This window comes from Actinobacillus porcitonsillarum, assembly GCF_003101015.1.
In the GTDB taxonomy this organism is placed as follows: domain Bacteria; phylum Pseudomonadota; class Gammaproteobacteria; order Enterobacterales; family Pasteurellaceae; genus Haemophilus_A; species Haemophilus_A porcitonsillarum.
This window is the reverse complement of record NZ_CP029206.1, coordinates 266216-291942: the sequence shown is the minus strand read 5'-3', so window position 1 is coordinate 291942 and position 25727 is coordinate 266216. Positions and strand designations below refer to the sequence as shown.

The 25727-nt window shown below is 37.2% G+C and carries 29 protein-coding genes and 1 tRNA gene; 22 read left to right on the top strand and 8 right to left on the bottom strand.

What is annotated here, in order from left to right:
* Window positions 1-2: 2 nt before the first annotated feature.
* Window positions 3-224: a Sec-independent protein translocase subunit TatA gene (gene tatA, locus DDU33_RS01500; RefSeq protein WP_005819161.1), complete on the bottom strand. Its 222-nt coding sequence runs from the start codon at window positions 222-224 to the stop codon at window positions 3-5.
* A gap of 346 nt (window positions 225-570) precedes the next feature.
* On the opposite strand from tatA, the gene corA reads away from it, so the two are divergent.
* On the top strand, window positions 571-1524 hold the full coding sequence (gene corA, locus DDU33_RS01495; RefSeq protein WP_005819163.1) for a magnesium/cobalt transporter CorA: 954 nt from the start codon (window positions 571-573) through the stop codon (window positions 1522-1524).
* A gap of 111 nt (window positions 1525-1635) precedes the next feature.
* Here corA and DDU33_RS01490 read toward each other — a convergent pair.
* The 3 genes from DDU33_RS01490 to DDU33_RS01480 form a co-directional block, all read right to left on the bottom strand.
* A tRNA-Ser gene (locus tag DDU33_RS01490) sits at window positions 1636-1725 on the bottom strand.
* A gap of 99 nt (window positions 1726-1824) precedes the next feature.
* Window positions 1825-2934 carry a tRNA (uridine(54)-C5)-methyltransferase TrmA gene (gene trmA / locus DDU33_RS01485; protein WP_108922718.1) on the bottom strand — a complete coding sequence of 370 codons (1110 nt, stop codon included), beginning with the start codon at window positions 2932-2934 and terminating at the stop codon, window positions 1825-1827.
* Between the two features lie 74 nt (window positions 2935-3008).
* Window positions 3009-3341 carry a MaoP family protein gene (locus tag DDU33_RS01480; protein ID WP_005817821.1) on the bottom strand — a complete coding sequence of 111 codons (333 nt, stop codon included), beginning with the start codon at window positions 3339-3341 and terminating at the stop codon, window positions 3009-3011.
* A 162-nt stretch (window positions 3342-3503) separates the two neighbouring features.
* On the opposite strand from DDU33_RS01480, the gene DDU33_RS01475 reads away from it, so the two are divergent.
* From DDU33_RS01475 to DDU33_RS01450, 6 genes are all read left to right on the top strand, one after another.
* Entirely contained in the window at window positions 3504-4358 is an 855-nt protein-coding gene (locus tag DDU33_RS01475; RefSeq protein ID WP_108922716.1) for a virulence factor BrkB family protein, read from the top strand.
* The gene (gene dtd, locus DDU33_RS01470) at window positions 4333-4767 is read left to right on the top strand and encodes a D-aminoacyl-tRNA deacylase (RefSeq protein WP_005817825.1); all 435 of its coding nucleotides are present in this window, start codon (window positions 4333-4335) and stop codon (window positions 4765-4767) included. The genes DDU33_RS01475 and dtd overlap by 26 nt, the downstream gene beginning before the upstream one ends.
* Before the next feature lie 92 nt (window positions 4768-4859).
* Window positions 4860-5684, top strand: a complete 825-nt coding sequence (gene dapD, locus DDU33_RS01465; RefSeq protein WP_005823491.1) for a 2,3,4,5-tetrahydropyridine-2,6-dicarboxylate N-succinyltransferase — start codon at window positions 4860-4862, stop codon at window positions 5682-5684.
* 55 nt (window positions 5685-5739) lie between these two features.
* Entirely contained in the window at window positions 5740-6747 is a 1008-nt protein-coding gene (gene bioB, locus DDU33_RS01460) for a biotin synthase BioB (protein WP_005711060.1), read from the top strand.
* Window positions 6748-6906: 159 nt separating this feature from the next.
* Window positions 6907-7350 carry a type II 3-dehydroquinate dehydratase gene (gene aroQ / locus DDU33_RS01455; protein WP_005817831.1) on the top strand — a complete coding sequence of 148 codons (444 nt, stop codon included), beginning with the start codon at window positions 6907-6909 and terminating at the stop codon, window positions 7348-7350.
* Window positions 7351-7352: 2 nt separating this feature from the next.
* The gene (locus tag DDU33_RS01450; RefSeq protein WP_108922714.1) at window positions 7353-8135 is read left to right on the top strand and encodes a glycosyltransferase family 32 protein; all 783 of its coding nucleotides are present in this window, start codon (window positions 7353-7355) and stop codon (window positions 8133-8135) included.
* A gap of 74 nt (window positions 8136-8209) precedes the next feature.
* Here DDU33_RS01450 and nhaA read toward each other — a convergent pair whose 3' ends face one another.
* Window positions 8210-9379, bottom strand: coding sequence for a Na+/H+ antiporter NhaA (nhaA, locus tag DDU33_RS01445; RefSeq protein WP_108922712.1), 1170 nt, complete (start codon window positions 9377-9379; stop codon window positions 8210-8212).
* Between the two features lie 142 nt (window positions 9380-9521).
* On the opposite strand from nhaA, the gene DDU33_RS01440 reads away from it, so the two are divergent.
* Genes DDU33_RS01440 through nudF form a run of 3 tightly spaced genes read left to right on the top strand, consistent with a single transcriptional unit; the run spans window position 9522 to window position 11289 of the window.
* Window positions 9522-9950: an EamA family transporter gene (locus DDU33_RS01440; RefSeq protein ID WP_005817836.1), complete on the top strand. Its 429-nt coding sequence runs from the start codon at window positions 9522-9524 to the stop codon at window positions 9948-9950.
* A gap of 4 nt (window positions 9951-9954) precedes the next feature.
* Window positions 9955-10659, top strand: a complete 705-nt coding sequence (locus DDU33_RS01435; RefSeq protein ID WP_108922710.1) for a 4'-phosphopantetheinyl transferase family protein — start codon at window positions 9955-9957, stop codon at window positions 10657-10659.
* 9 nt (window positions 10660-10668) lie between these two features.
* The gene (nudF, locus tag DDU33_RS01430) at window positions 10669-11289 is read left to right on the top strand and encodes an ADP-ribose diphosphatase (protein ID WP_108922708.1); all 621 of its coding nucleotides are present in this window, start codon (window positions 10669-10671) and stop codon (window positions 11287-11289) included.
* A 108-nt stretch (window positions 11290-11397) separates the two neighbouring features.
* Here nudF and cpdA read toward each other — a convergent pair whose 3' ends face one another.
* A complete protein-coding gene (gene cpdA / locus DDU33_RS01425) occupies window positions 11398-12225 on the bottom strand; it encodes a 3',5'-cyclic-AMP phosphodiesterase (RefSeq protein ID WP_108922706.1) in 828 nt (275 codons plus the stop codon).
* Window positions 12226-12612: 387 nt separating this feature from the next.
* Here cpdA and tyrS point away from each other — a divergent pair, with 387 nt between their 5' ends.
* Entirely contained in the window at window positions 12613-13803 is a 1191-nt protein-coding gene (gene tyrS, locus DDU33_RS01420; RefSeq protein ID WP_108922704.1) for a tyrosine--tRNA ligase, read from the top strand.
* Window positions 13804-13850: 47 nt separating this feature from the next.
* On the opposite strand, the gene DDU33_RS01415 is transcribed toward tyrS, so the two are convergent.
* A complete protein-coding gene (locus DDU33_RS01415; protein ID WP_005817846.1) occupies window positions 13851-14759 on the bottom strand; it encodes a 1,4-dihydroxy-2-naphthoate polyprenyltransferase in 909 nt (302 codons plus the stop codon).
* Between the two features lie 69 nt (window positions 14760-14828).
* On the opposite strand from DDU33_RS01415, the gene tsaA reads away from it, so the two are divergent.
* From tsaA to DDU33_RS10915, 4 genes are all read left to right on the top strand, one after another.
* Complete coding sequence (gene tsaA, locus DDU33_RS01410; RefSeq protein ID WP_005817848.1) at window positions 14829-15566, top strand: tRNA (N6-threonylcarbamoyladenosine(37)-N6)-methyltransferase TrmO; 738 nt, start codon at window positions 14829-14831, stop codon at window positions 15564-15566.
* Between the two features lie 63 nt (window positions 15567-15629).
* Entirely contained in the window at window positions 15630-16340 is a 711-nt protein-coding gene (locus tag DDU33_RS01405) for an SIMPL domain-containing protein (protein WP_108922701.1), read from the top strand.
* Window positions 16341-16511: 171 nt separating this feature from the next.
* Complete coding sequence (aqpZ, locus tag DDU33_RS01400; RefSeq protein ID WP_005817852.1) at window positions 16512-17198, top strand: aquaporin Z; 687 nt, start codon at window positions 16512-16514, stop codon at window positions 17196-17198.
* 61 nt (window positions 17199-17259) lie between these two features.
* Window positions 17260-17400: a hypothetical protein gene (locus tag DDU33_RS10915; RefSeq protein ID WP_167390530.1), complete on the top strand. Its 141-nt coding sequence runs from the start codon at window positions 17260-17262 to the stop codon at window positions 17398-17400.
* 67 nt (window positions 17401-17467) lie between these two features.
* Here DDU33_RS10915 and erpA read toward each other — a convergent pair whose 3' ends face one another.
* Window positions 17468-17809 carry an iron-sulfur cluster insertion protein ErpA gene (erpA, locus tag DDU33_RS01395; protein ID WP_005823546.1) on the bottom strand — a complete coding sequence of 114 codons (342 nt, stop codon included), beginning with the start codon at window positions 17807-17809 and terminating at the stop codon, window positions 17468-17470.
* A 244-nt stretch (window positions 17810-18053) separates the two neighbouring features.
* Here erpA and rfbB point away from each other — a divergent pair, with 244 nt between their 5' ends.
* Genes rfbB through DDU33_RS01360 form a run of 7 tightly spaced genes read left to right on the top strand, consistent with a single transcriptional unit; the run spans window position 18054 to window position 25727 of the window.
* Complete coding sequence (rfbB, locus tag DDU33_RS01390) at window positions 18054-19118, top strand: dTDP-glucose 4,6-dehydratase (RefSeq protein ID WP_108922699.1); 1065 nt, start codon at window positions 18054-18056, stop codon at window positions 19116-19118.
* A gap of 7 nt (window positions 19119-19125) precedes the next feature.
* Window positions 19126-20004 (top strand): glucose-1-phosphate thymidylyltransferase RfbA, encoded by an 879-nt coding sequence (gene rfbA / locus DDU33_RS01385; protein ID WP_108922697.1) that lies wholly within the window; start codon window positions 19126-19128, stop codon window positions 20002-20004.
* Complete coding sequence (gene rfbD / locus DDU33_RS01380; RefSeq protein WP_108922695.1) at window positions 20004-20882, top strand: dTDP-4-dehydrorhamnose reductase; 879 nt, start codon at window positions 20004-20006, stop codon at window positions 20880-20882. Before rfbA ends, rfbD begins: the two co-directional genes overlap by 1 nt.
* The gene (rfbC, locus tag DDU33_RS01375) at window positions 20879-21421 is read left to right on the top strand and encodes a dTDP-4-dehydrorhamnose 3,5-epimerase (protein ID WP_108922693.1); all 543 of its coding nucleotides are present in this window, start codon (window positions 20879-20881) and stop codon (window positions 21419-21421) included. Before rfbD ends, rfbC begins: the two co-directional genes overlap by 4 nt.
* 10 nt (window positions 21422-21431) lie before the next feature.
* Complete coding sequence (locus DDU33_RS01370; RefSeq protein ID WP_108925211.1) at window positions 21432-22217, top strand: ABC transporter permease; 786 nt, start codon at window positions 21432-21434, stop codon at window positions 22215-22217.
* Between the two features lie 8 nt (window positions 22218-22225).
* On the top strand, window positions 22226-22960 hold the full coding sequence (locus DDU33_RS01365) for an ABC transporter ATP-binding protein (protein WP_108922691.1): 735 nt from the start codon (window positions 22226-22228) through the stop codon (window positions 22958-22960).
* Between the two features lie 16 nt (window positions 22961-22976).
* Entirely contained in the window at window positions 22977-25727 is a 2751-nt protein-coding gene (locus tag DDU33_RS01360) for a glycosyltransferase (protein WP_108922689.1), read from the top strand.

Here is a 25727-nt window from a genome sequence, read left to right as displayed (position 1 = left end):
GATTATGCCTGCTCTTTATCTTTTGCTTTTTGTTCTGTTGATTCTGCCGCTTTTGATTCGACTTTTTCAAATTCAGCATCTTTCTTATCGTCAGCCATTGCTTTTTTAAAGCCTTTAACAGATTCGCCTAAATCCGTACCTAATGTACGTAATTTTTTTGTACCGAAAAGTAATACAATAATTGCGACGATAATCAGTAATTGCCAGATGCTAATGCCACCCATAATAAATTCCTCTTTTTAGGTCGGTTAAAATTAAATCTTGTCCATTATACCCCTAATTCAAAAAAAAGAAATCTCCTTGAAATTGGTAGATGGGGTAAAAATATCAGGAAAGCCTCTTTGTAAGCCAATGCTTGCTTGACTATATCTCTTGAAATCTGTACCATTCGCACACTATTTTTACTTGAGGATTACACATTTTGGACAGTCATAGTCGATACTCGTCAATTTTCTTTATGAATTAACCCGCCTTGTCCAACCCTCAGGTTGCCGACTTGGTCGGTAACTTTTGTCTAGTATCTTTTTGTTCCTTTTTGTTCATCGCCTCCTAACCTAATGGAGAAACAAAATGATTCGTGCATTTGCATTAGATAACGCACGCTTAGTCAGTGTTGATGAAACTTCTAAAGACCAACTCAATGATTCTATTTGGATTGATTTAATTGATCCAAGTGATGATGAACGGAGTGTCTTAAAACTCGGATTAGACCAAACCCTCGCTGAAGAACACGAATTGGAAGACTTAGAGGCTTCCGCGCGTTTTTTTGAAGATGAAGATGGTTTACACCTTCACTCATTTTTCTACTGTTTAGATGATGACGATTATGCCGACATTGCAACGGTGGCATTTACCATTCGCGATGGGCGTTTATTTACTTTACGTGAACGTGATTTGCCGGCTTTTCGTTTATATCGTATGCGTTCTCGCCGAGCAAAATTACTGGATAGTAACGCTTATGAATTATTACTCGATCTTTTTGAAACAAAAATTGAGCAGTTAGCGGATGTTATTGAAACCGTTTATGCAGATTTAGAGAATTTCAGCCACATTATCTTAGATGGCAAACAGGAAGGTAACAGCCTAAATGAAGCACTTTCTGATTTAACAGAATTAGAAGACGTGAGTTCTAAAGTTCGTCTTTGCTTGATGGATACTCAACGTGCGTTAAGTTTCTTACTTCGTAAAACACGTTTGCCAAATAACCAGCTAGAACAAGCTCGAGATATTATGCGAGATATTGAATCCCTCCAACCGCATAATGAGTCGCTGTTCCAAAAGGTAAACTTCTTAATGCAAGCGGCAATGGGTTATATCAATATTGAGCAGAATAAAATTATGAAATTCTTCTCGGTCGTATCGGTTATGTTCCTACCGGCAACATTGGTGGCTTCCACTTACGGTATGAACTTTGAATTTATGCCGGAATTGCATTTTGAATATGGTTACCCAATGGCAATCGGACTGATGATTTGCGCCGCTGCAACGCCGTATATTTATTTTAAACGGAAAGGGTGGTTGTAAGTTAATAGGCTATTATGATTAAGTAATCATAGTAGCCTTTATTTTCATTTAGATATCTTTAAAATAAAAAAACCGCCTGTTATTTTGCAATAACAGGCGGTTAGAATTTGATGGCGGAGGAAGTGAGATTCGAACTCACGGAGGGCGTAAACCCTCGCCGGTTTTCAAGACCGGTGCCTTCAACCACTCGACCATTCCTCCGTTGAAAACGAGCAAAATATTATCGGTTTATTTCTCTCTGGTCAAGCAAAAATTGGTTGCATTTATTCAATTGCTATTTTTTTGAGCGTTAAAATGAACCTAGGTTCGTTTTATGAGCCAAACACCACTTTCAATATGATGGGTAAACGGAAATTGATCAAATAATGCAGCTCGTTCAATACGGTGAGTTTGAGAAAGTTGTTGTAAATTTTCTGCCAACGTATTTGGGTTACAAGAGATATATAAAATACGCTCATAACCTTGAACCATATTTAGCGTATCCGGATCAAGTCCTGCTCTTGGTGGATCAACAAAGATCGTGTTGCAATCGTAGCTTTTGAGATCAATGCCTTTTAAGCGGTTAAATTCTCGAACGCCATTCATCGCTTGGGTAAATTCTTCGGCAGACATTCGGATGATCTGTAAGTTATCAATACCATTTTGCTCAATGTTATACTGAGCTGATTGTACCGAAGATTTTGAAATTTCGGTAGCTAATACTTTTCTGAAATTCTCGGCTAATGCAATTGAGAAATTCCCATTTCCACAATAAAGCTCAAGCAAATCGCCTTGACTGTTTTGTGTGCAACTTCTTGCCCATTCCAACATTTTAATATTCATTTCCGCATTAGGTTGAGTAAAGCTATTTTCAACTTGGCGGTAAACATAATTTTTGCCGTGAATAGGGAGTACTTCTTCAACGTAGTCGTGATCAAGGGCAATTTTTTGTTTGGTTGCTCGCCCAATCAGTTGAACACGAAATCCCTGTTCAGTAAGGCGTTGTTTCAATAATTGTGCTTGTTCAACCCATTCTTCATTAAGTGCTTTGTGATAAAGCAAAGAAACCGCAATTTCCCCACTTAAAGTGCTGAGGTAATCGATCTGAAACAGTTTATGGGTCAGTAATTCGTTGCCTTGAATTTCTGCTAAAAGTGATTTCATCATTTTGTTGATGAGTTCATTGGCAATCGGGAATTGATCAACACGATAACGCTGTTTGGTCTCAGGATCGAACATAATATGATATAGCTCGTTTTCCCCTTTTTCATTTTTATCGTGCCAAACACGAAATTCAGCACGCATACGGAAATGCTGTGGCTTTGAAGCAAAAACCTCTAATTCAGGTGCTTGGAAGGGAGAAAGTAAAGCGGTTAAATTTGCTACTTTTTTTGCAAGTAAATCGGCGTATTGTTCGGTTGCTAAGGTCATATTAAAAATGGAATTGCGGTATTTAATAAAAAAACAAGGTGCAAAAATGCACCCTATCTTCAAGAAAAACAAATTTATTCAGCTGCGCTGAAATCATCTCCAGCATCGCTACCAGCGTTACCGGAAAGGGTGTAAATGCGTTTAGATTTACTGGTTAGAGAACGATATTTTAACCACGCTTTCTCAATAATGCTTTCTGCGATTTCATCGCCTTTCATCACAGCAACAAAACGTTCTTCTTCAGCGGTTTTAGCTTTACGTTCCCCGGTCTCTAATGCTAAACATGCTTGACCATATTGTTCTAAGGTTTGTGCTTCACGAATAGTATAATCGCCGTGGCGAGCAAAACCACGTGGGTAATTTTTATCATCGAAGTAACGACGAGTTACGCTAAAACTTTCTGCCATAATGTGCCTCTTTTTTATACAAATGCAAAAATCTAAAATCGGTCGTTCATTAAAGCAAGGAATAAAAACAAGGTCAAGATTTAATGTTGATAAGCGGTCGTTTTCTCTTAAATTTTTACATATAATGCCAATATTGGTTGAAATTCAAGGTTAAATCATTCTATGAAATATTCGTTGCTCCTCTTTTTTAAGGTGTTTATAAAACGTGCGGGACAAAATCAATTACCCGTTACGGCAGGGTATTTAACCTACAATACGATGTTAGCGATGGTGCCGTTGATTATGGTGGTTTTTTCGGTGTTTACGATTTTTCCATTCTTTACCGAGGCAACCGAGCAACTGAAATCGTTTATTTATGATAATTTTGCACCGAATATAGGCGATGTTGTTCAACAAAATTTAGATAGCTTTGTGAATAACTCTAAGCAAATGGGCATTGTGAGTACCATTGGTTTAGTCGTGGTTGCGTTAATGTTGATCCATAATGTGGATAAAGCATTAAACGGGTTATGGCACGAGCCTCGCAAGCGGTCGATTTTTATCTCATTTTTACTGTATGCTGTGCTTTTAGTGCTTGCCCCCCTTGTTGCCGGGGTTAGCATTGCGATCACCTCTTACATAATGTCGTTAAGTTTATTTAATGAAGTGGCAACGTTTTCGCTCGCCACAACATTACTGAACTACACGCCTTTCTTACTGATTTGGCTATTATTTACATTGATTTATAAATTTGTCCCTAATACCACGGTTAAATTTAAACACGCTTGTGCAGGGGCATTATTTGCGGGGATCTTTTTCACTTTAGGGAAGCAAGCGTTTATTTGGTACATCACGACCTTCCCTTCTTATCAGGCGATTTATGGTGCATTGGCGGTATTACCCATTATGTTGTTATGGATACACCTCAGCTGGCAAGTGGTCTTATTGGGAGGGCAATTTGCCGCAGTATTAAAAGAACTCGAAATGATTAAACAGGAGAAAAAAGACGAAAATGATAGCATTAATTCAACGTGTTAAATGGGCAAAGGTCGAGGTGGAAGACCGAATTGTGGGCGAAATTAATCACGGTTTATTGGTTTTATTAGGTGTAGAGCAAGGCGATGATCAGGCAAAATCCGACCGCTTGTTAGAAAAAGTGCTACATTATCGTGTCTTTGCCGATGATCAAGGTAAAATGAACCTGAATGTTCAACAAGCCGGTGGCAGTGTATTGGTCGTTTCTCAATTTACGTTAGCGGCAGATACGCAGAAAGGGCTACGCCCAAGTTTTTCACGTGGTGCACATCCGAGCGAGGCAAACGCATTATATGAATATTTTTGCCAACAATCGGCAGAAAAAATTACGACACAAACAGGCGAATTTGCGGCAGATATGCAAGTAAGTCTGCAAAATGATGGACCAGTGACTTTTTGGTTGCAGGTTTAGTGAGATTGAATTTCTAGTGGAAAAGAATAGCGTTCTATGTTAAAACTAGATGTCTTTTCCCTTTTATTTATCTGTTATTAAGGAACACAACAATGTCTTTACAAGCAATTATTGAAGCGGCATTTGAACGCCGTGCTGAAATTACCCCAAAAACGGTTGATGCAGAAACACGTACTGCGATTGAAGAAGTTATCAAAGGTTTAGATAACGGTTCTTTACGTGTTGCAGAAAAAATTGATGGCGAATGGGTCGTAAATCAATGGGTTAAAAAAGCGGTATTACTTTCATTCCGTATCAACGATAACGAAGTGATCGATGGTGCAGAAACCAAATATTATGACAAAGTACCAACAAAATACGGTCAATATACTGAAGAACAATTTAAAGCAGATGGTATCCGTGCTGTACCGGGGGCTGTTGTTCGTCAAGGTTCACACATTGAGAAAAACGTGGTGTTAATGCCATCATTCGTAAACATCGGTGCTTACGTAGGCGAAGGTACAATGGTTGATACTTGGGTAACGGTTGGTTCTTGTGCACAAATCGGTAAAAACGTACACTTATCAGGCGGCGTGGGTATCGGTGGTGTGTTAGAGCCACTACAAGCGAACCCAACGATTATCGGCGATAACTGTTTCATCGGTGCACGTTCTGAAATCGTAGAAGGTGTGATTGTTGAAGATGGTTGTGTGATCTCAATGGGTGTATTCATTGGTCAATCAACACGAATTTATGACCGTGAAACAGGCGAAATTTACTACGGACGTGTACCGGCTGGCTCTGTGGTGGTTTCAGGTAGCCTTCCTGCAAAAGATGGTTCACACAGCTTATACTGTGCAGTGATCGTGAAAAAAGTGGATGCGAAAACCTTAGGTAAAGTGGGTCTTAACGACTTATTACGTTCTATCGAAGAGTAATTTTCGCACTGAATGGCACAAGCAACGGCTTGTGCCTCTTTTTTGGAGATCTTGTATGACGACCTATTCGCTACGTTTAAAAGCCAAGAATGAACTCACGCCACATCCGACGGCACAGTATTGGCGTAAATGCCAAGTTGAAGAACTTTTTGATTTGCCTTTTATGGACTTAGTTTTTCGAGCAGCAGAAATTCATCGACAACATTTTGATCCAAATGCCATTCAACTTTCTACGCTACTTTCCATTAAAACGGGCGGTTGCGCTGAAGATTGTGAGTATTGCCCACAATCTGCCCGCTATGACACGGGTGTTGAAAAGCAAAGTATGCTTGATGTGAACTATATTGTTGAGAAAGCCCAAATTGCCAAGGCTCGAGGAGCAAGCCGTTTTTGTATGGGGGCTGCGTGGCGAGGCCCAAAACCTAAAGATATTGAAACGGTCTCCGCCATCATTAAAGCGGTCAAATCCCTAGGTTTAGAAACCTGCGGTACTTTCGGTATGTTAGAAGAAGGTATGGCGGAAGATTTAAAAGAAGCCGGATTGGATTACTACAATCATAATTTAGATACCGATCCGGAACGCTATCATCAGGTCATTCATACCCGTTCTCACGATGATCGAATGGATACATTAGGTAAAGTGCGCTCTGCAGGGTTAAAAATCTGTTGCGGCGGTATTGTGGGAATGAATGAAACAAGAGCGGAAAGAGCCGGACTTATCGCCAGCTTAGCTAATCTTGATCCTCAACCAGAGAGCGTGCCGATTAACCAATTGGTTAAAGTGGCAGGCACACCACTTGAAAATGCAGAAGATCTTGATTGGACAGAATTCGTGAGAACCATTGCTGTTGCGCGTATTACGATGCCAAAAAGTTATGTTCGCCTTTCAGCCGGGCGTAGCAATATGCCAGAAGCCATGCAAGCCTTGTGTTTTATGGCTGGCGCAAACTCGATCTTTTATGGGGATAAATTATTAACGACGGAAAACCCAGAAGAAGATGGCGATAGAGTGCTGATGGAAAAATTGAATTTATACCCATTAAGCTGTTCAAATGTTGAATGATAAAAGTAATTACAACATAAGTAGCTAAATTCTCTCCCCTCTCCCTGTTTTTGCTTCTAAACGAAGCAAAAACTGTCCCTCTCCCACAAGGGGCGAGGGTTAGAATTTGATAACATTGCAAAATCTTGCTCATTTTTAACCGCTTGTAAGGATAATATCATGAAAAAAATCTTGTTATTAAACGGACCTAATTTAAATATGCTAGGGAAACGAGAGCCTCATATTTATGGTTCACAAACCTTAGCCGATATTGAAAACCACCTCCAACAATTAGCGGAGGCAAGAGGCTATTGTTTAGAGTATTTTCAAGCAAATGGTGAAGAGCCGATTATTAACCGTATTCATCAAGCATTCCAAAATACCGATTTCATTATCATTAACCCCGGTGCTTTTACTCACACAAGTGTTGCTATTCGTGATGCATTATTAGCGGTTGCAATTCCTTTTGTTGAGGTGCATTTATCAAATGTCCACGCTCGAGAGCCATTTCGTCATCACTCTTATTTAAGTGATGTAGCAAAAGGCGTGATTTGTGGCTTAGGCGCAAAAGGGTATGAATATGCGCTAGATTTTGTGATTTCCCAATTAGAAAAAGAGAAATAATTATGGCAGTAAAATATGAAAAATGGATTGTGGTATGCAATGGTTTATTCCGTTTATTGGGCAATATTGTCAAAATTTTGAGTTATCCGTTTCACGCCGTTTTTCCCAAAAAACGTTTTACCATTCCGGAATTTAGCCCTGCAAAGCTGAAATCAAAAAGAACGGATAAAATTACCCCAATCATTTGGCAAACGAATTATTCAAACAAAGTAACACTTCCAATGTATTGTAACTATTTGTTTAACCGTTTAATGTCATTGAGTTATGACTATCGTTATGTGAGCACAGAAGAGCGTGAAGCCTATATCAAACAAAATGCCGATGAACGCATTTTTAACGCGTATAGCAAATTAACTGATGGCGCAGCTCAGGCTGATTTCTGGCGAGTATTTACCCTATGGAAAGAAGGTGGTATCTATATTGATATTGACGGGCATTTAGTTTTCCCTCTTTCACAAATTATTCAGCCGAATGATAGCGAAGTGTTGATTAAACGCCGTGATAAATACACAAATTTCTTTTTAGCTTGTGAAAAAGGTCATCCGATTATGCAGCAGACTTTAGAAATTATCGTCAGCAACATTGAAAATCGCAGAATTGAAGGCGGTGTTTTCGTGATGACAGGACCTGATACACTTAATAACGCAATTGGTAATCAACAGGTGAATACTCGACGAGATAAAGTCACTTGTGCACAAGGTACTTTTACGAACGAGTATTTTCAATATATTGATAAACCTCGTAGTAAGTGGAACTACAAGAAGAATGAAGAGCTTTTAAAATAGACAAAAAACAAGCGGTCGGAATGGGTAAATCTATTACAAATTCCGACCGCTTTATTTTATTGATATTTAGAACCTTAAGCTTTCTTGGTGGTGTATTTTAACAAGAAATATCCCACAATGGCCGAGATATTTGTCCCAATAAGAATACCTAGTTGAGCCATTGGTAGTAGCGTTTCATCGGATTGATTATTGCCAAAAGCAAGAGAGGCAATAAAGACGGACATGGTAAATCCGATTCCGCACAACACGGCAATCGCAAAAATTTGTTTGAAGTTCACACCTTCAGGGAGTTTTGCCAATCTCAGTAAAACAGAGGCATAACTGAAAAGGAAGACGCCAACCGGTTTACCGATAATAAGTCCTAATGCAATGCCTAGCGGTAATGGAGAAGTCAGTTTTTCAAGACTCATTCCTTCAAAAGATACCCCAGCATTTGAGAAGGCGAAGAGCGGTAAAATCACAAATGAACACCATGGTGCTAAGATATGTTCTAAATGATAAAGCGGTGTCTCGCCATTTTTACCACGTAATGGAATACAAAAACCAATAATAACGCCGGCTAAGGTAGCATGCACGCCAGATTTAAGCACCGAAGCCCATAAAATAGAGCCGATAATTGCATAGTTGATTAAACCGATCACTTTGTAGCGGTTCATCGCAAATAAAATGAGAATGGCAATTGCAGCAATGCTTAATGCAAGGGTACTCATCTCATGCGAAAAGAAGAGTGCAATAACCACAATCGCGCCTAAGTCATCAATAATCGCCAATGCAAGTAAAAACATTTTTAATGCCGGTGGCACTTGCTTGCTTAATAAGGCAACAATACCTAAAGCAAAAGCAATATCCGTTGCCATTGGAATCGCCCAGCCTTGGAGATATTCCGGATGGTTTTTATTGATAAACCAGTAAATTACGGCAGGAACAATCATTCCTCCCACCGCCGCAAAAGCAGGAAAGACCGCTTTTTGTACGCTGGAAAGCGAGCCTTCAAAAAGTTCGCGTTTTACTTCTAGCCCTACAAGAATGAAGAAAACTGCCATAAAACCATCATTGATCCACATGAGAAGTGGCTTATCAATGCTAAATGTACCGATTTTTAAGATAACTTCAGTTTGTAAAAAGCTAAAGTAATGTGGACTTAAACTGCTATTTGCAAAAATCATTGCCAGAATGGCAGAAACTAATAATAAAATCCCACCAGAGGATTCCATTTTAAGAAAATTTTGAATTTGCCTAATCATTTTCACTCCTTTTTACGCTTAATCATCAATGAATTTAATTTATCTTATAACATTTTTTTAGCAAAATATCAGCTATTTCAGGTGTAAAGTTTGCTAAACTAGTACCCAACCGTTATTTTCTTATGCATCTTAGGGATGAATTATGTCAAACCAATGGCTTTATTGGGCATTAGCTTCAGCGGTATTTGCTTCACTTACAGCAATTTTTGCGAAAGTTGGCTTACAGGGGGTAGATTCGGATTTTGCTACCTTTATTCGAACCGTTGTGATTATTTTGGCGCTTATTCTATTTTTAACCTACACGTCAAAATGGCAACCGTTAAGCTCATTGAGTGGTAAAAACTGGCTTTTTCTGGTGCTTTCAGGGTTAGCGACCGGCGCATCTTGGCTGGCTTATTTTAAAGCCTTGCAAATGGGGAATGCCTCACAAGTTGCGCCAATTGATAAATTCAGTTTAGTTTTAGTCGCAATTTTTGCGGTAATCTTTTTAGGCGAAAGACCGAGTAATCAAGATTGGTTGGGTATTGGTTTAGTGGCGGCTGGCGTGCTAACGTTAGCGTTAAAACGGTAAATTTATGACCATTTTTGATGTGGTATTTGCTCATCACGATGAGCTAATTGATGCACCAAATTTACCGCCGGCAAATTTAACCGAACGGCAATTAAAACGTTGGAAAAGCCGTAGAATGGCGAATTTTTTGTTGCGAAAATTATTTGAAAAACATCATTTAGATGAGCATTGGCTAGCAGATATTCGCCGTACAGAAAGTGGTCGCCCTTATGTGGACTTACCGCATATTGATTTTAATATTACCCATTCCGGCGATTGGGTAGCGGTCATTTTTTCTTACTCTTTTGCAAATGAAAAGAAAGCCGTAGGCATTGATTTAGAGCATCCGCAAAAGACACGGCGGTTTGAGGCATTAATTCGTCATTATGCTAATGATGAGGAAATTGAGCAGCTGCTTGAAACCAATATGACTCTGTTATCGGAATTAGCCTCTCGTTTTTATTTAAGTTGGTGCTTACGAGAAGCCGTATTAAAATCTCAAGGGGTCGGTATTGTTAAGCTATCAGAAGTGCAGCATCTGCCGGCAAATTATCAAATCAACAGCGCATATAGTCCATCAGGGTATTTGATGTTTTATCATCAATTTCCCTTCTTTTTGGCTTATTTTATGCAAGAAAGCGAACAAAGTGTCCATCATTTATTTCAATGGAAAGCGGGAGAGTTGCAAAAAATTGAGCAATTTCAACCGCTTGTTTATCGTGTTAATTAGGGAGTTTATATGAGTAATGTGCTTCAATTCGGGCATCAAGATTTAGAAATTTTAAAAGAAGAAACGGTATATAAAGGGCATTTTGAGCTAAAGAAAATCCATTTTCGCCATAAATTATTCTCTGGTGGCGTAAGTGGTGAAGTGATTCGAGAGCTTTTGATGAAAGGTGCTGCTTCAGCACTTATCGCATATGATCCGGTAAGAGATAATGTGGTATTAGTAGAGCAAGTTCGAATTGGGGCTTATGAGCCAAATTCAACACGTTCGCCGTGGTTGCTGGAGCTGGTGGCGGGAATGATCGATAAAGAAAATGAAGATCCGGCAGAAGTTGCTATCCGAGAAGCAAAAGAAGAAGCCGGCTTGGTTGTCGAAAATGTGGAATATGCCTTAAGTGTATGGGATAGCCCGGGCGGGCAGCTTGAACGTTTACATCTTTTCCTTGGCTTAGTTGATAGCTCAAAAGTAGGGAACGGCGAGGTTCACGGCTTGGAAGAAGAGAATGAGGACATTTTAGTGCACGTGATTAGTCGTGAACAGGCATATCAATGGGTGCAAGAGGGTAAAATTGATAACGTGATTGCGGTACTAGGCTTGCAGTGGTTGCAGTTAAATTATCAGCGTTATCAGTAATTCTCGGTATGTTTTCATAAAAAACGGCATCAGATTGTTTGGGGCAAATATGATTTGCCCCTATAATTTTTTTATTCCTGTTGATGTTTGCTAATGTCTTGAAGGCGTTTAATATCCCTTAGCCTCTAAATTTGGTAAAAAATCATTTGATTTTAACCGCTTCACTTTCGTTTCAATTCGCCCATCTTCAAACAAACTGATTTCACGCCAGCCTTGAGGGAGCATATCCAACGTAAATTCATCACAATTAGGCTTAAATTGAATACAGGTTGAAGGTGTTGCGAAAATTTGGATATTTTGCCAAATCGCATTGACTTCTTGATGAATATGTCCATGTAAAATCGCTTTTACTTTCGGAAATCGAGCCAAAATTTCTGCTAATTTATCTGCATTTTTCAGTGAATGTTGATCAAGCCAAGCAGAATGTGTCGGCAAAATATTATGGTGTAAAACGATTAAACTAAATCTATCGCTATTTTCTGATAAGGATTTTTCTAACCAAGCTAATTGACCTCTTGAAAGATAGCCGCTCGGTGCTTCCGCCACCTGACTATTCAGCAAAAGAATTTGCCAATAACGCCCTGCAAAAATTTGTTTTTCGGGTTGAATATAAGAGTATTCGCCTAGGCATAAGCTCATTTGAGGCTGTTCATCGTGATTTCCTTCCACCCAAAAAACAGGTTTTTTAAATGGTTCTATCATACGTGCAAAATGATGGTAGCCTTGAACCTGATGATCTTGAATCAGATCACCGGTGGCTAAAATCGCATGAAAATCAACATTGGTTTTCTGAATTTCCGCTAATACCGCTTGTAAACTTTGGTGCGTATTCACACCGAGCAAACAAGTGCTTGGTTCAGAAAATAAATGGGGATCGGTAATTTGTAGCAACCTCACAACAGGTTCATCTTTGCCTAATTGATAAAAAACGTTCATGGCTTGATTCCTTCATATTGACCGCAATACTTTACTGTTTTCTTGCAGGGAGATCAGCAAGTAATGTTTAAAAATGAGAGGTATGTTGGATTTTTTTTCGATTTTGTCGATTTATTGACTAAGAAAATCAAATTTTTCACTAGATTTGATAAAAATTTTATTATCTAAAATATATCACATGATAATTATTCTTATTTGTAAATTTGTGTAAGTTTTGTTGAATTGTTTTTGAGAATTATTATCATATAGAAAATTTAAAAATAATAGGTAATCACTCCAACTCTTTACGCCGTATTCCCCCACAAAATACGGCGTTTTTTTTCGCCTTTTTTGCGCAAAGTCGCTATAATACGGGCATTTTTACGTTTCATCTTGTAAGGAATAATAATGACACAACCTATTGAAACCATTCTTGCCGAGCTTAAACGCGGTGTAGAAGATGTTTATTCAGAAGCTGATTTAATCGAGAAATTAAAAGAAAATCGTCCGTTACGTGTAAAACTTGGTGCTGACCCAACCGCACCGGATATTCACTTAGGACATACGGTCGTATTAAATAAACTTCGCCAATTCCAAAATTTTGGTCACGAAGTAATTTTCTTAATCGGTGACTTTACGGCAACAGTGGGCGATCCATCAGGTAAAAATACAACTCGTCCGCCACTTTCTCGTGAAGATGTATTACGCAACGCAGAAACCTATAAAGAGCAGATCTATAAAATTTTAGATCCACAAAAAACCCGTATTGTGTTCAACTCAGATTGGTTAGGCGAATTAGGTACGGTTGGTATGATTCGTTTAGCATCAAACTACACTGTGGCTCGTATGTTAGAGCGTGATGACTTCAAAAAACGTTTTGCTAACAACCAATCTATCGCTATTCACGAGTTTATTTACCCATTATTGCAAGGGCACGATTCTGTGGCATTAGAAGCGGATATTGAGCTTGGCGGTACAGACCAAACCTTTAACTTATTGATTGGTCGTGAGTTACAAAAAGCAGCAGGTCAAAAACCGCAAGTTGCTATGACATTACCACTGCTTGTTGGTTTAGACGGCGAGAAAAAAATGTCGAAATCCCTTGGTAACTACATCGGCGTTACCGAAGCACCAAACGAAATGTTCGGTAAAATTATGTCGATTTCTGATGAACTGATGTGGGATTGGTACAACTTACTTTCATTCCGTCCATTAACTGAAATTGCACAGTTAAAAGCAGATGTGGAAGCAGGTAAAAACCCACGTGATGTGAAAATTTTATTGGCGAAAGAAATTATCGCCCGCTTCCATTCTGAAGCGGATGCTGATGCGGCAGAACAAGAGTTTATCAACCGCTTCCAAAAAGGTGCAATGCCGGACGAAATGCCTGAATTTACCTTTGAAGGCGAAATCGGTTTAGCGACATTATTAAAAGAAGCAGGCTTAGTGCCTTCAACTTCTGAAGCAATCCGTTCCGCACAGCAAGGTGGCGTGAAAATTGACGGTGAAAAAGTTGATGATGTGAAACAAAATGCACAAAAAGGCACTTTCGTATATCAAGTGGGTAAACGTAAGTTTGCACGTGTGACCGTTAAATAATGAGTTTTCATGTAAAAGGCGAAGATCTTGGTTCTTCGCCTTTTTTATTACCCCAACACAATTCCTAAACTAAATAACAAATTCGTCAGCAATGCTAACCCTGCCATTTGCCCTAAAATTGGGCGGAGTTCGATAGGATCTTGATGTAGATATACAAAGCGTGCGTGCTTAAACAAAAGAGGCACAGCAAGTAAAAAGAGATAGCTATACCAATGTTGAAATTCAGAAATGGCAAAAATCAGATAAGAAACAACCGCTAGTATCAATAATAAGGCATGATAAATTCGCCCGTTTTTTGAGCCAATACGCACAATTAAGGTATTTTTTCCGGCTTGTCTGTCTTGATTTATATCACGTAAGTTATTGATATTTAAAACGGCAACAGATAGTAAACCGCAACCAAATGCCGGAATAAAAATAAGCCAAGGTAAGCTATGCGCTTGCAGGTAAAATACGCCGATAACCGCGACAAAACCAAAGAAAATCAGTACAAACAGATCACCTAATCCTAAGTAACCATAGGCTTTTTTGCCAACAGTATAAGTAATGGCGGCAACAATCGAAATGATACCTAAGCCTAAAAAGACCAATAAATCTTGTATGCCTTCATAAGCATAAAAACTGAGGGTCGCCCCCGAAATAAAGGATAAAACACTGAGCAAAATGACTGCTTTTTTCAATTGCTCGCCAGTGATTGCACCGTGTTGAATGGCTCGGAGTGGGCCAATGCGTTCCTGTGTATCAGAGCCTTTTACGTGATCGCCATAATCGTTGGCAAAATTAGATAAGATCTGTAATAAAATCGTGGTTAAAAAAGCGAGAAGCGTCGTAACCACGTTGAACTTCCCAGCCCAATGCGCTAACGCTGAGCCGATAATAATAGAAGCTAAGGCTAAGGGTAAGGTTTTAGGGCGAGCCGTACTAAACCAAATAGAGAAAGTCGAATCTTTGTTCATTGTGTGTATTTCATTTAAAATAATAGAATGATTTATTTTAACAGAAAAACGAAGCTGTGCTGATGAGTTATGTGTAGTCCAATCACTTTATCCCCTATTGGTGTGATCGAAAGCCCCTATGATGAAAAATTTTCTGTGCCTCGCCAGCCCAATTTAGTGGCAGAAGGTAAGGGTATTTTACGTTTATTGCCCCCTTATAATTCGCCTGATGCGGTAAGAGGATTAGAACAATTTAGTCATTTATGGATTATTTTCCAATTTCATCAAATTCCTGAACGAAGCTGGCATGCAACGGTTCGCCCGCCAAGGTTGGGTGGAAATGAACGCATTGGCGTTTTTGCTTCTCGAGCAACCCACCGCCCGAACCCGATTGGTTTATCGAAAGTCAAATTAGAAAAAATAGAATGTAAAGATGGCGAAGTGCGGCTTTATCTCGGCAGTGTTGATTTAGTGAATGGCACTCCGGTTTTAGATATAAAACCTTACATCGCCTATGCCGATAGTGAACCGGAAGCCTTTTCGGGTTTTGCGCAAGAAAAGCCACAAGCAAAATTAACGGTAAGTTTTTTACCGGAAGTTGAGCAAGCGGTTAAAAAGCAGAAAAATTTTGCTAAATTTGGTATTCAAGACCCGTTAGCCTTTATCTCTGATGTGATTGCACAAGATCCTCGCCCGGCTTACCAACAAGGGAAAAAATCGGATCGTATTTATGGTATGAATTTAGCAGATTGTAATGTTCGCTGGAAAATTGATGAACAAGAGATTTGTAAAGCAATTGTAATAGAGATTAAAGTTCTGAACTTTTAAGGGGTTATTATGACTAACGCTAGGCTTTTATTGAGATAATTTAAAACTCAAAAGGAACAACATATGAAATTGAAAAAAATCTTCGCAATTTTACCGCTTGCAGTAGCAACTCTCAGTGTTTCTGCGGAAAGTCCTATTGAAGCGCAATCAACCAATGAGGCGACAACCTTTCAGTTCTCTACGGAAGTTAGCCGTACCGTTGAAAAAGATTTAATGCAAGCAACGGTTTACAGCCGAAAAAATGGCAAATCACTAGAAGCATTAAAGAAAGATGTTTCTGCGAATTTAAATAAAGTTATTGAGCAAGCAAAGGCTTACCAAGATATTGAAGTTCAAGCAGAAGGCATTACCAACTATGTAAATTACAATGAAAAACAAAAAGTTGATGGTTGGATAGCGGAAGGTTATATCAATTTAAAAAGCAAAAATTTTGATGCAATTGCAAAAGTGCTAAATGACTTAGGCAAAGATGTTGCAGTTGCAAATATTAGTTTTAGCGTATCGCCAGAAAAAATGAAAGCACTTGAAGATGAGATGACTTTAGAGGTCATTCAGCAATTCCAACATAAAGCAGCAGTGATTCAAAAGGGGTTAAGTGCAAAGCGTTACTTGTTGGTTGATGTGCAATTAAATACACCAAATGGCAACAATCGCTTTGAAGCTGCACCAATGAGAATGGCAAAAATGGCAAGCAGTTACTCCGATAATATACCGCTTGAAGCCGGCAAAGAAAATATTTCTGCTGTTGCATCAGGTAAAGTAAAGTTTGAGTAAAAATGATTTTATTCGGCATTGTAATCTTTTAGAATGCCTCGTTTTCGAGAAGAGTGCTTAATTTCCAACATAATTAAGCGTTCTTTGAGAGTAATCGCTATCGCTGTTGATAGCATTTCGGAAAGCAAACAACACATGGTGTGTTGTTCAAACCTCTAAAAAGGAAAAAACATGAAAAAATATTTTGCAGAATTTTTTGGTACATTCTGGTTAGTATTCGGCGGATGTGGTAGTGCAGTATTAGCAGCTGGCATTCCGGATTTAGGTATCGGTTATATGGGCGTATCATTAGCCTTCGGTTTAACCGTATTAACAATGGCTTATGCTGTAGGTCATATCTCTGGTGGTCATTTTAACCCTGCGGTTTCTATCGGTTTATTAGTAGGTGGTCGTTTTAACGCGAAAGATTTAGTACCATATATTGCATCACAAGTATTAGGTGCGATTGCGGCGGCGGCAGTACTTTATACTATCGCATCTGGCGCAGCAGGTTTTGATGTGACAGCAGGCTTTGCAAGCAATGGTTATGCTGAACACTCTCCACACGGTTATAGCTTAATTGCAGCATTATTAATTGAAGTTGTATTAACAGCGTTCTTCTTAATGATCATCATGGGTGCTACAGATAAACGCGCACCAGCAGGTTTTGCACCAATTGCGATCGGTTTAGGTTTAACACTCATTCACTTAATCAGTATTCCGGTAACAAATACTTCTGTAAACCCTGCACGTTCAACAGGCGTAGCATTGTTCCAAGGTAGCTGGGCGATTGAACAATTATGGTTATTCTGGGTTGCACCAATTGTAGGTGCGGTAATCGGCGCTTTAGCATATCGCTTTATTGCTGATGAAAAATAATCAAAATCAAGTAAAATAAGAAATGCAGTCGAAAGGCTGCATTTTTACTATTGGAGAAGAAATGAAATTTGTATTAAAAACTGCAGGTGTTTTTGCACTATGCGCAACATTAAGCGGCTGTTTAGTTACCTCTGTTGTTGGCGGTGTCGTTGGCACAGCTGTTGATGTTGTTGATGCTGTAACCCCTGATATTGTTGATTAGGTTAAATTCCAAAAGAAGATGACCGCTTGTAATTTCAATAGATTTACAAGCGGTCATTTTTTTCCAATTAAATACTAAATGAAGAGCCACAGCCACAAGTTGAACTTGCATTAGGATTGTGAACAACAAAACGTGAGCCATCTAAGCCTTCCGTATAATCTACAGTACCACCAATTAAATACTGCAAACTCATTGGATCAACAACAAGCCCAACATTCTGATTTTCAATGGTTAAATCGCCTTCATTGATTTGATCATCAAAGGTAAAACCGTATTGGAAGCCGCTACAGCCTCCACCAGTAATATAAACGCGTAAACGAAGATTCGGGTTGTCTTCGCCTTCTATTAAGCTTTTAACCTTATTTGCCGCTGCATCTGTAAAGGTTAAAGGGATTTGAATATCGCTCATGTTTAATCTCATAAAACAAAAAATTCTATACATTATCTACTAATATGAATTGAACAGCAATAGATAAGAATATATAACAGTCTATTATACATTGATAGGATATTTCCGAAGCGTAAAATGAAGTAAATTTACATAGAAAATTTTTATTTAGTAGATATAATAATTAACACATATTTTAAAAAATTAATAGTTAGAGTTAGACTATTATAAAAATTACTAACTTCTTAATACCTAAGGTGGAATAATGAAAATTTTAGTCACAGGTGGCGCGGGTTTTATCGGCTCGGCAGTCGTTCGCCATATAATTAACAACACTCAAGATTCTGTTATTAACGTAGATAAATTAACCTACGCAGGTAATTTAGAATCACTTGAAGCGGTTGAAAATAATCCACGTTATGCATTTGAACAAGTTGATATTTGCGATAAAACAGCATTAGAACGTGTTTTTGCACAACATCAACCTGACGCTGTGATGCACCTTGCTGCAGAAAGCCACGTAGATCGCTCTATTGATGGGCCAGCTGCATTTATTGAAACCAACATTGTTGGTACTTATACCCTATTAGAAGTGGCTCGTGCTTATTGGAATAACTTACCTGAAGAAAGAAAATCGGCTTTCCGTTTCCATCACATTTCAACCGATGAGGTTTATGGCGATTTGGAAGGAACTGACGATCTCTTTACTGAAACTACACCTTATGCACCATCTAGCCCATACTCAGCCTCAAAAGCATCAAGCGACCACTTAGTTCGTGCTTGGTTGCGTACTTATGGGTTACCAACCATTGTAACTAATTGTTCAAATAACTATGGTCCCTTCCATTTCCCTGAAAAATTGATTCCATTAATGATTTTAAATGCTCTAGAAGGGAAAAAATTACCAGTGTACGGCAATGGTATGCAAATTCGTGACTGGTTATTTGTAGAAGATCACGCTCGAGCATTATATAAAGTTGTTACAGAAGGTGTTATTGGAGAAACTTACAATATCGGTGGACATAATGAAAAGGCTAATATTGAAGTTGTACGTACAATCTGTGGTTTATTGGAAGAATTAGTACCGAATAAACCGGCAGGTGTTGCGAAATACGAAGATTTAATCACTTATGTAACTGACCGCCCAGGACATGATGTGCGTTATGCCATTGATGCAACCAAAATTGGTAACGAATTAGGTTGGAAGCCACAGGAAACTTTTGAAACCGGTATCCGTAAAACGGTGGAATGGTACTTAAATAATAAAAAATGGTGGAGCCGTGTGTTAGATGGTTCTTATAATTTTGAGCGTTTAGGTACAAATAAGTAGGTAAAATATGAAAGGTATTATTCTTGCTGGTGGTTCAGGTACTCGCCTTTACCCAATTACTCGTGGAGTATCAAAACAATTGCTTCCTGTTTATGATAAGCCAATGATTTACTATCCGTTATCAGTATTGATGTTAGCGGGAATTCGTGATGTATTAATCATTACAACCCCTGAAGATAATGAAGCATTCAAGCGCCTATTGGGAAATGGATCTGATTTTGGAATTAATCTCCAATATGCTATTCAACCAAGTCCAGATGGTTTGGCCCAAGCGTTCTTGATTGGTGAAGAATTTATTGGAAATGATAGTGTCTGTTTGGTGCTTGGTGATAACATCTTCTATGGTCAGCATTTTACGGCAACATTGAAAGAAGCTGCTAAACATGCAAACCGTAAAGGTGCATCAGTGTTTGGTTATCAAGTAAAAGATCCTGAACGTTTCGGTGTGGTGGAATTTGATGAAAACTTTAAGGCGATTTCAATCGAAGAAAAACCAGCTCAACCAAAATCTAATTATGCTGTAACAGGTTTATATTTCTATGATAATCGTGTTGTAGAGTTCGCAAAACAAGTGAAACCTTCCGCACGTGGTGAGTTAGAGATTACCACCTTAAATGAAATGTACTTAAACGATGGAACGTTGAATGTTCAATTATTGGGTCGCGGTTTTGCGTGGTTAGATACAGGAACTCACGATAGCTTACACGAAGCAGCTTCTTTTGTGAAAACGATTGAACATGTTCAAAATTTACAGGTGGCTTGCTTAGAAGAAATTGCTTGGCGTAATGGCTGGCTCACATCTGAACAAGTTGAGACTCTTGCTAAACCAATGGCAAAAAATGAATACGGTCAGTATTTATTACGTTTAGTAAAAGGCGGTAAATAATGGCGAAGTTCTTAATTACTGGCGCCAAAGGCCAAGTTGGACATTGTTTAACAGAACAATTAACAGGCAAAGCTGAGATTTTAGCTGTAGATCGTGATGAATTAGATATCACTGATAGAGATGCAGTGTTTAATTTAGTTAAAACATTTAAGCCTGATGTCATTATCAACGCTGCTGCTCATACGGCGGTTGACCGTGCAGAAAGCGAAGTTGAGCTATCAGAAGCAATCAATGTAAAAGGCCCACAATATCTTGCTGAGGTTGCAAATGAAATTGGTGCCGTTATTTTACATATTTCTACCGATTATGTTTTTGAAGGTACTGGCACAGGGGAATATAAAGAAGACGGCCAGACCAATCCGCAAGGCGTTTATGGGCGTACAAAATTAGAAGGCGAAATTGCCGTTCAACAAGCAAATTCTCGTTCTATTATTTTACGTACAGCTTGGGTATTTGGCGAACACGGACATAATTTTGTCAAAACGATGCTTCGTTTAGCGAAAGATCGTGATAGCTTAGGTATTGTAGGCGATCAATTTGGTGGCCCAACCTACGCAGGCGATATTGCAAAAGCATTAATTGAAATTGCCAATCAAATTCTTGCTGGCACAGAAAATGCTTTTGGTGTTTACCACTTTACCGGTAAGCCTTATGTGAGCTGGTATGAGTTTGCTAAAGCGATTTTTGCTGAAGCAGAATTGCAAAATATTCTTGAAAAGTTACCGCTTGTAAACAGTATTGCAACCAGTGATTACCCAACTCCGGCCAAACGCCCAGCAAATTCACGTTTGGATTTGACGAAAATTAAACAAGTGTTTAACATTGAACCAAGTGATTGGCAGAAAGCACTCAAAAATATTAAGGCATACGCATCATGAAAATTATTGAAACAAACATTCCTGAAGTGAAATTATTAGAGCCACAAGTTTTTGGTGATGAACGTGGTTTTTTTATGGAAACTTTCCGTGATGAGTGGTTTAAGCAAAATGTGGCAGATCGTACTTTTGTACAAGAAAACCATTCTAAATCAGTAAAAGGCGTTTTACGTGGGTTGCATTACCAAACTGAAAACACACAGGGCAAGTTAGTTCGTGTTGTACAAGGCGCAGTTTTTGATGTTGCCGTAGATTTACGTAAAAACTCGCCAACCTTTGGGCAATGGGTAGGCGAAATTCTATCTGCTGAAAATAAGCGTCAATTATGGGTCCCTGAAGGTTTTGCTCACGGTTTCTATGTTTTAACTGAAACAGCAGAATTTACCTATAAATGTACTGATTACTATAACCCGAAGGCAGAACATTCTTTAATTTGGGATGATGAAACAGTAGGGATTGAATGGCCGTTAGATGGCAAACCGAGTTTGTCGGCAAAAGACTTAGCCGGTAAAGTATTATCCGAAGCAGTTATATTTGAGTAATTACCTTGTTATGAATAAGAAAAACGGTATTTCTGAATTATTTTCTTATAAAGAATTAATTCATCAATTAGTATTAAAAGATATTAAATTAAAATATCGCAGAAGTTATTTGGGATATGTGTGGAGCATATTAAATCCTCTCCTAATGATGGCTGTATTAGTTGTAGTTTTCTCAAATTTATTTAAATTTGATATTCCAAATTTCGCAGTATATTTATTGACTGGGCAAGTTATTTTTGGTTTTTTTGCTGAAGCAACATCAATGGCAGTAAATTCAATTACTGGTAATGCTTCTTTATTAAAGAAAACTTATGTTCCTCAGTATATTTTTACTTTATCAAAAGTTACTAGCTCTTTAGTCAACTTATTATTCTCAATGATTGCTTTAGTTTTAGTAATGATTTTTACACAAGTAAATGTAACATGGAATATATTACTGTTCCCTATAGTGATTTTACAAGTTTACGTTTTCTGTTTAGGGCTAAGTTTATTGTTAGCCTCAATGGCTGTTTTTTTTAGAGATATCCAGTATCTTTGGGGAGTTTTCATTTCTATCTGGATGTATTTAACACCTATTATATATCCAGTATCTATTATTCCTAATGAATATCGCTGGGCTTATGAGAATTTTAATCCTATGTATAGCTATGTTCAACAATTTAGAGAAGTCATCTTAAATGGAAATACATTACCTGTAGACTTACTCTTGCAAGGTAGCATTTGGGCTATAGTTGTATTTTTAATTGGAACTTTAATATTTAAGAAGAAACAGGACCAATTTATTTTATTTATATAAGAGTATATATGAGTGATTATATTATTGATGTGAAAAATGTAACTGTTCGTTTTAATAAAGCTTCTGAAAATATTACAGGGCTTAAAGAATATGTAATTAAATTACTCAAAGACGAACTCATGTTCCAAGAGTTCTTTGCTCTTAAAAATATTGATTTTCAAGTTAAGAAAGGAGAATCATGGGGACTAATTGGTAATAATGGTTCTGGTAAATCTACACTATTAAAATTAATCAGTGGTATTTTAAAACCATATAAAGGAACAGTTACTGTAAATGGCAGTATATCTCCATTAATTGAACTTGGAGCAGGATTTGATCCTGAGTTAACTGCAAGAGAAAATATTTATTTAAATGGAGCCTTACTTGGATATAGTAGAAAATTTTTAAATGATCACTTTGAAGAAATAGTCTCTTTTGCTGAATTACAAGATTTTCTAGATGTTCCGATTAAGAATTTTTCCTCTGGAATGGCGGCTCGCTTAGGATTTTCAATAGCTACTGTAACTAAACCAGATATTCTCATTGTTGACGAAGTTCTTGCTGTAGGAGATATTGGTTTCCAAATGAAATGTAAAGCTAGAATGGAGGAATTACTAAGTGATGGAACGACTCTTTTATTTGTCTCACATTCAATAGAGCAAGTAAAAGAACTCTGTCAAAATGCAATTTGGATCGATAAAGGCGAAATTAAAGCTAAAGGTAATATCCAAGAAGTTTCAGAAAATTATCTAAATAATATCTAAAAAGGTAATATTTTAAATGACGAATAAAATCGAAAAAGAAACATTAATAGAAAAAAATAAATCTTTAAATTATGAACTTTTTAAGTTATCAAAAGAATCTAAAGAAATTCAAGATAATCTAAACAAGGAAATATCTCAATTAAAAGAAATTAACTCTTATTCTGAAAGTAAAATTCAAGAATTAGAAAAAATTATTTTTTTAATGGAAAACAGCCGTTCATGGAAAACAACTGAATTTGCTAGAAAAATAGGTAGAGTTGCAAGAAAATCTAAAGAATTATTACTATTACTTCCTATTGCCATAAAGAAAAAAGGAGGAGTAGTTAATTTTTCTAAACTACTCTATTCAAAATTACGCCAAGGTGGATTAAAAAATCTACGTTATGCTGTTCAAACATTTAAAACACACCAGCAATCCGAAAATGCTTTTTATTCTTCTCAAAATACAAAGCAGGAAGATATTGATTTCTTATTTCATATTCAAAAAGAACCTAATGATATTTTTAATACTAAGGTTGTTATTATTGCTGAAATGAGCATTCCTCAATGTACAAAATATAGAGTAACACAAAAGCAGGAACTTTTTAAATCGTTAGGTATTCACTGTGAGGTTGTTTCTTGGACAGATTATATCAAAGCCAAACACTTACTTTCTCTAAGTAGCCTAGCTATTTTCTATCGAGTTCCAGCATATGATTCTGTATTATCATTAATTGGAGAATGTAGAAGATTAGGAATTAGAACCTTTTGGGAAGTTGATGATCTCATTTTCGATGAGAAAGTATTAAAACAAAGTAGAACTATAAATTCATTAGACAAAGCAACAATTGACTCATTATTAGAGGGGGCTCGACTATATCGTCAAGCAATGTTAGCTTGTGGTGAAGGAATTGCTTCAACACCAGGACTGGCCCAAGAAATGCGTAATGCGGGTTTGAAGAATGCTTATATTGTAGAAAATGCTTTAGACCAACAAACATTAGATACCGCAAAAGAAGTTTTATCTAAACCATCTAAACCTAACGATAACAAAGTTAGAATAGTTTATGGTTCTGGCACGTCTACTCACAATATTGATTTTGAAGAAGCAGCACCTGCGATAGCTAAAATTTTAAAAGAAAATAAAAATGTTATCTTCCGCATTATAGGTATATTGGATTTACCTAACTATTTTGATGGTTTAGAAGCGCAGATTGAGCGAATTGAGTTTTGTAAATATCCTGAATACCTACGTTATCTATCTGAATGTGATATTAGTATTGCACCATTAGAGAATTATATTTTTAATGAATCTAAGAGTAACATTAAATATTTAGAAGCTTCTATTGTAAAAGTTGCTTCAATATCTTCACCATTAAGTGCATTTACCTCGGTAATTAACTCTGGTAAAAATGGTTTAATTGCACATAATAAAGATGAATGGTATACATTATTTAATCAGCTCATCAACGATAAATATTATCGAGATAGTTTAGCAAATTCAGCTTATAATTTTGTCTTAGAGCGTTACTCACCTAAATATGTTGCACAACAATTAAATAATTTTTTACCAAAAATAAAGAAAGGCACCAAACCTAGACTTATTTCATTTAATGTATTTTATCGCCCCCGTTCATTTGGTGGGGCAACTATTGTTGCTGAACAACTTAATGATTTAATCGCTAATGAGCAAGACTATGAGGTATATGCTGTTACTACAATGCCTCAAAGTAGTTTTATGACACCATATTCAGTAATGCGGTATGAACTCAATAACACAACTATCTTTGGTATTTGTGTACCGAACGAAGAAATGGATAACTATGAAAATAAAAAGATATACAATATTGTATCTGATATTCTTGATTTAGTAGATCCAGATTTAGCTCATATTCATTGTATTCAAGGTCTAGGGGTTGGCGTACTTGATGCATGTACTCAACGAAATATTAAAACAGCAGTAACATTACATGATGCTTGGTGGATATGCCCTCGTCAATTTATGATTAAAGCTGATGGAAAATTCTGTAATCAATATAAAATTGACAAAAATCAGTGTATTAAATGTATTAATAGTACATCTGAATACTTATATCGTAGTAATACATTATTGAGTAGTTTAAATAAAGCAGACTTATTACTAGCTCCAAGCCAATATTTTACTGATTTATATCAAGTAAATTTAAATAGAACAGTTTTATGTAACAAAAATGGGATAAAACAACCTAATAAGGTATTGCCTAAATTTAAAGATAATATTATTCGATTTGGATATGTTGGCGGTAGAACAAATATTAAAGGGATACACCTAATCCTAGAAGCATTCAAAAAATATAAATTTGAAAATGCAGAACTAGTTGTTGTGGATAATCTACTCAACCTAGGGCAAAAATCTTATCCAGAAAGTGATTTTGACGGTATTCCTCGTTATGAAATTTTACCCGCTTATACACAAGATAATATTGATGACTTTTTCAATTCAATTGATGTATTGCTCTTCCCAACGCAATGGAAAGAAAGCTTTGGATTAACAGTTAGAGAAGCTATTATGCGTAATGTTTGGGTAATCACGACAGATGCTGGGGGACCTGTGGAAGATGTGATTGAAGGAGTGAATGGTAATATAATTCCATTCGATAGTAATTATAAACAATTAGCAGAAGCGATTGAAAAAGTAATTAAACTTTATCAGAATAGGGATCCAAAGGAAGAAATTCTGTTAGAGAAATCTCAAATTTCTACTTTTAAAGATCAAAAAGATGAATTAATTCAATTTTTTAAAATGTAA

Excerpts from the sequence above, each read along its gene's own strand:
- tatA (WP_005819161.1), bottom strand. The coding sequence starts at position 224 with ATGGGTGGCATTAGCATCTGGCAATTACTGATTATCGTCGCAATTATT.
- corA (WP_005819163.1), top strand. The coding sequence starts at position 571 with ATGATTCGTGCATTTGCATTAGATAACGCACGCTTAGTCAGTGTTGAT.
- trmA (WP_108922718.1), bottom strand. The coding sequence starts at position 2,934 with ATGACCTTAGCAACCGAACAATACGCCGATTTACTTGCAAAAAAAGTA.
- DDU33_RS01480 (WP_005817821.1), bottom strand. The coding sequence starts at position 3,341 with ATGGCAGAAAGTTTTAGCGTAACTCGTCGTTACTTCGATGATAAAAAT.
- DDU33_RS01475 (WP_108922716.1), top strand. The coding sequence starts at position 3,504 with ATGAAATATTCGTTGCTCCTCTTTTTTAAGGTGTTTATAAAACGTGCG.
- dtd (WP_005817825.1), top strand. The coding sequence starts at position 4,333 with ATGATAGCATTAATTCAACGTGTTAAATGGGCAAAGGTCGAGGTGGAA.
- dapD (WP_005823491.1), top strand. The coding sequence starts at position 4,860 with ATGTCTTTACAAGCAATTATTGAAGCGGCATTTGAACGCCGTGCTGAA.
- bioB (WP_005711060.1), top strand. The coding sequence starts at position 5,740 with ATGACGACCTATTCGCTACGTTTAAAAGCCAAGAATGAACTCACGCCA.
- aroQ (WP_005817831.1), top strand. The coding sequence starts at position 6,907 with ATGAAAAAAATCTTGTTATTAAACGGACCTAATTTAAATATGCTAGGG.
- DDU33_RS01450 (WP_108922714.1), top strand. The coding sequence starts at position 7,353 with ATGGCAGTAAAATATGAAAAATGGATTGTGGTATGCAATGGTTTATTC.
- nhaA (WP_108922712.1), bottom strand. The coding sequence starts at position 9,379 with ATGATTAGGCAAATTCAAAATTTTCTTAAAATGGAATCCTCTGGTGGG.
- DDU33_RS01440 (WP_005817836.1), top strand. The coding sequence starts at position 9,522 with ATGTCAAACCAATGGCTTTATTGGGCATTAGCTTCAGCGGTATTTGCT.
- DDU33_RS01435 (WP_108922710.1), top strand. The coding sequence starts at position 9,955 with ATGACCATTTTTGATGTGGTATTTGCTCATCACGATGAGCTAATTGAT.
- nudF (WP_108922708.1), top strand. The coding sequence starts at position 10,669 with ATGAGTAATGTGCTTCAATTCGGGCATCAAGATTTAGAAATTTTAAAA.
- cpdA (WP_108922706.1), bottom strand. The coding sequence starts at position 12,225 with ATGAACGTTTTTTATCAATTAGGCAAAGATGAACCTGTTGTGAGGTTG.
- tyrS (WP_108922704.1), top strand. The coding sequence starts at position 12,613 with ATGACACAACCTATTGAAACCATTCTTGCCGAGCTTAAACGCGGTGTA.
- DDU33_RS01415 (WP_005817846.1), bottom strand. The coding sequence starts at position 14,759 with ATGAACAAAGATTCGACTTTCTCTATTTGGTTTAGTACGGCTCGCCCT.
- tsaA (WP_005817848.1), top strand. The coding sequence starts at position 14,829 with ATGTGTAGTCCAATCACTTTATCCCCTATTGGTGTGATCGAAAGCCCC.
- DDU33_RS01405 (WP_108922701.1), top strand. The coding sequence starts at position 15,630 with ATGAAATTGAAAAAAATCTTCGCAATTTTACCGCTTGCAGTAGCAACT.
- aqpZ (WP_005817852.1), top strand. The coding sequence starts at position 16,512 with ATGAAAAAATATTTTGCAGAATTTTTTGGTACATTCTGGTTAGTATTC.
- DDU33_RS10915 (WP_167390530.1), top strand. The coding sequence starts at position 17,260 with ATGAAATTTGTATTAAAAACTGCAGGTGTTTTTGCACTATGCGCAACA.
- erpA (WP_005823546.1), bottom strand. The coding sequence starts at position 17,809 with ATGAGCGATATTCAAATCCCTTTAACCTTTACAGATGCAGCGGCAAAT.
- rfbB (WP_108922699.1), top strand. The coding sequence starts at position 18,054 with ATGAAAATTTTAGTCACAGGTGGCGCGGGTTTTATCGGCTCGGCAGTC.
- rfbA (WP_108922697.1), top strand. The coding sequence starts at position 19,126 with ATGAAAGGTATTATTCTTGCTGGTGGTTCAGGTACTCGCCTTTACCCA.
- rfbD (WP_108922695.1), top strand. The coding sequence starts at position 20,004 with ATGGCGAAGTTCTTAATTACTGGCGCCAAAGGCCAAGTTGGACATTGT.
- rfbC (WP_108922693.1), top strand. The coding sequence starts at position 20,879 with ATGAAAATTATTGAAACAAACATTCCTGAAGTGAAATTATTAGAGCCA.
- DDU33_RS01370 (WP_108925211.1), top strand. The coding sequence starts at position 21,432 with ATGAATAAGAAAAACGGTATTTCTGAATTATTTTCTTATAAAGAATTA.
- DDU33_RS01365 (WP_108922691.1), top strand. The coding sequence starts at position 22,226 with ATGAGTGATTATATTATTGATGTGAAAAATGTAACTGTTCGTTTTAAT.
- DDU33_RS01360 (WP_108922689.1), top strand. The coding sequence starts at position 22,977 with ATGACGAATAAAATCGAAAAAGAAACATTAATAGAAAAAAATAAATCT.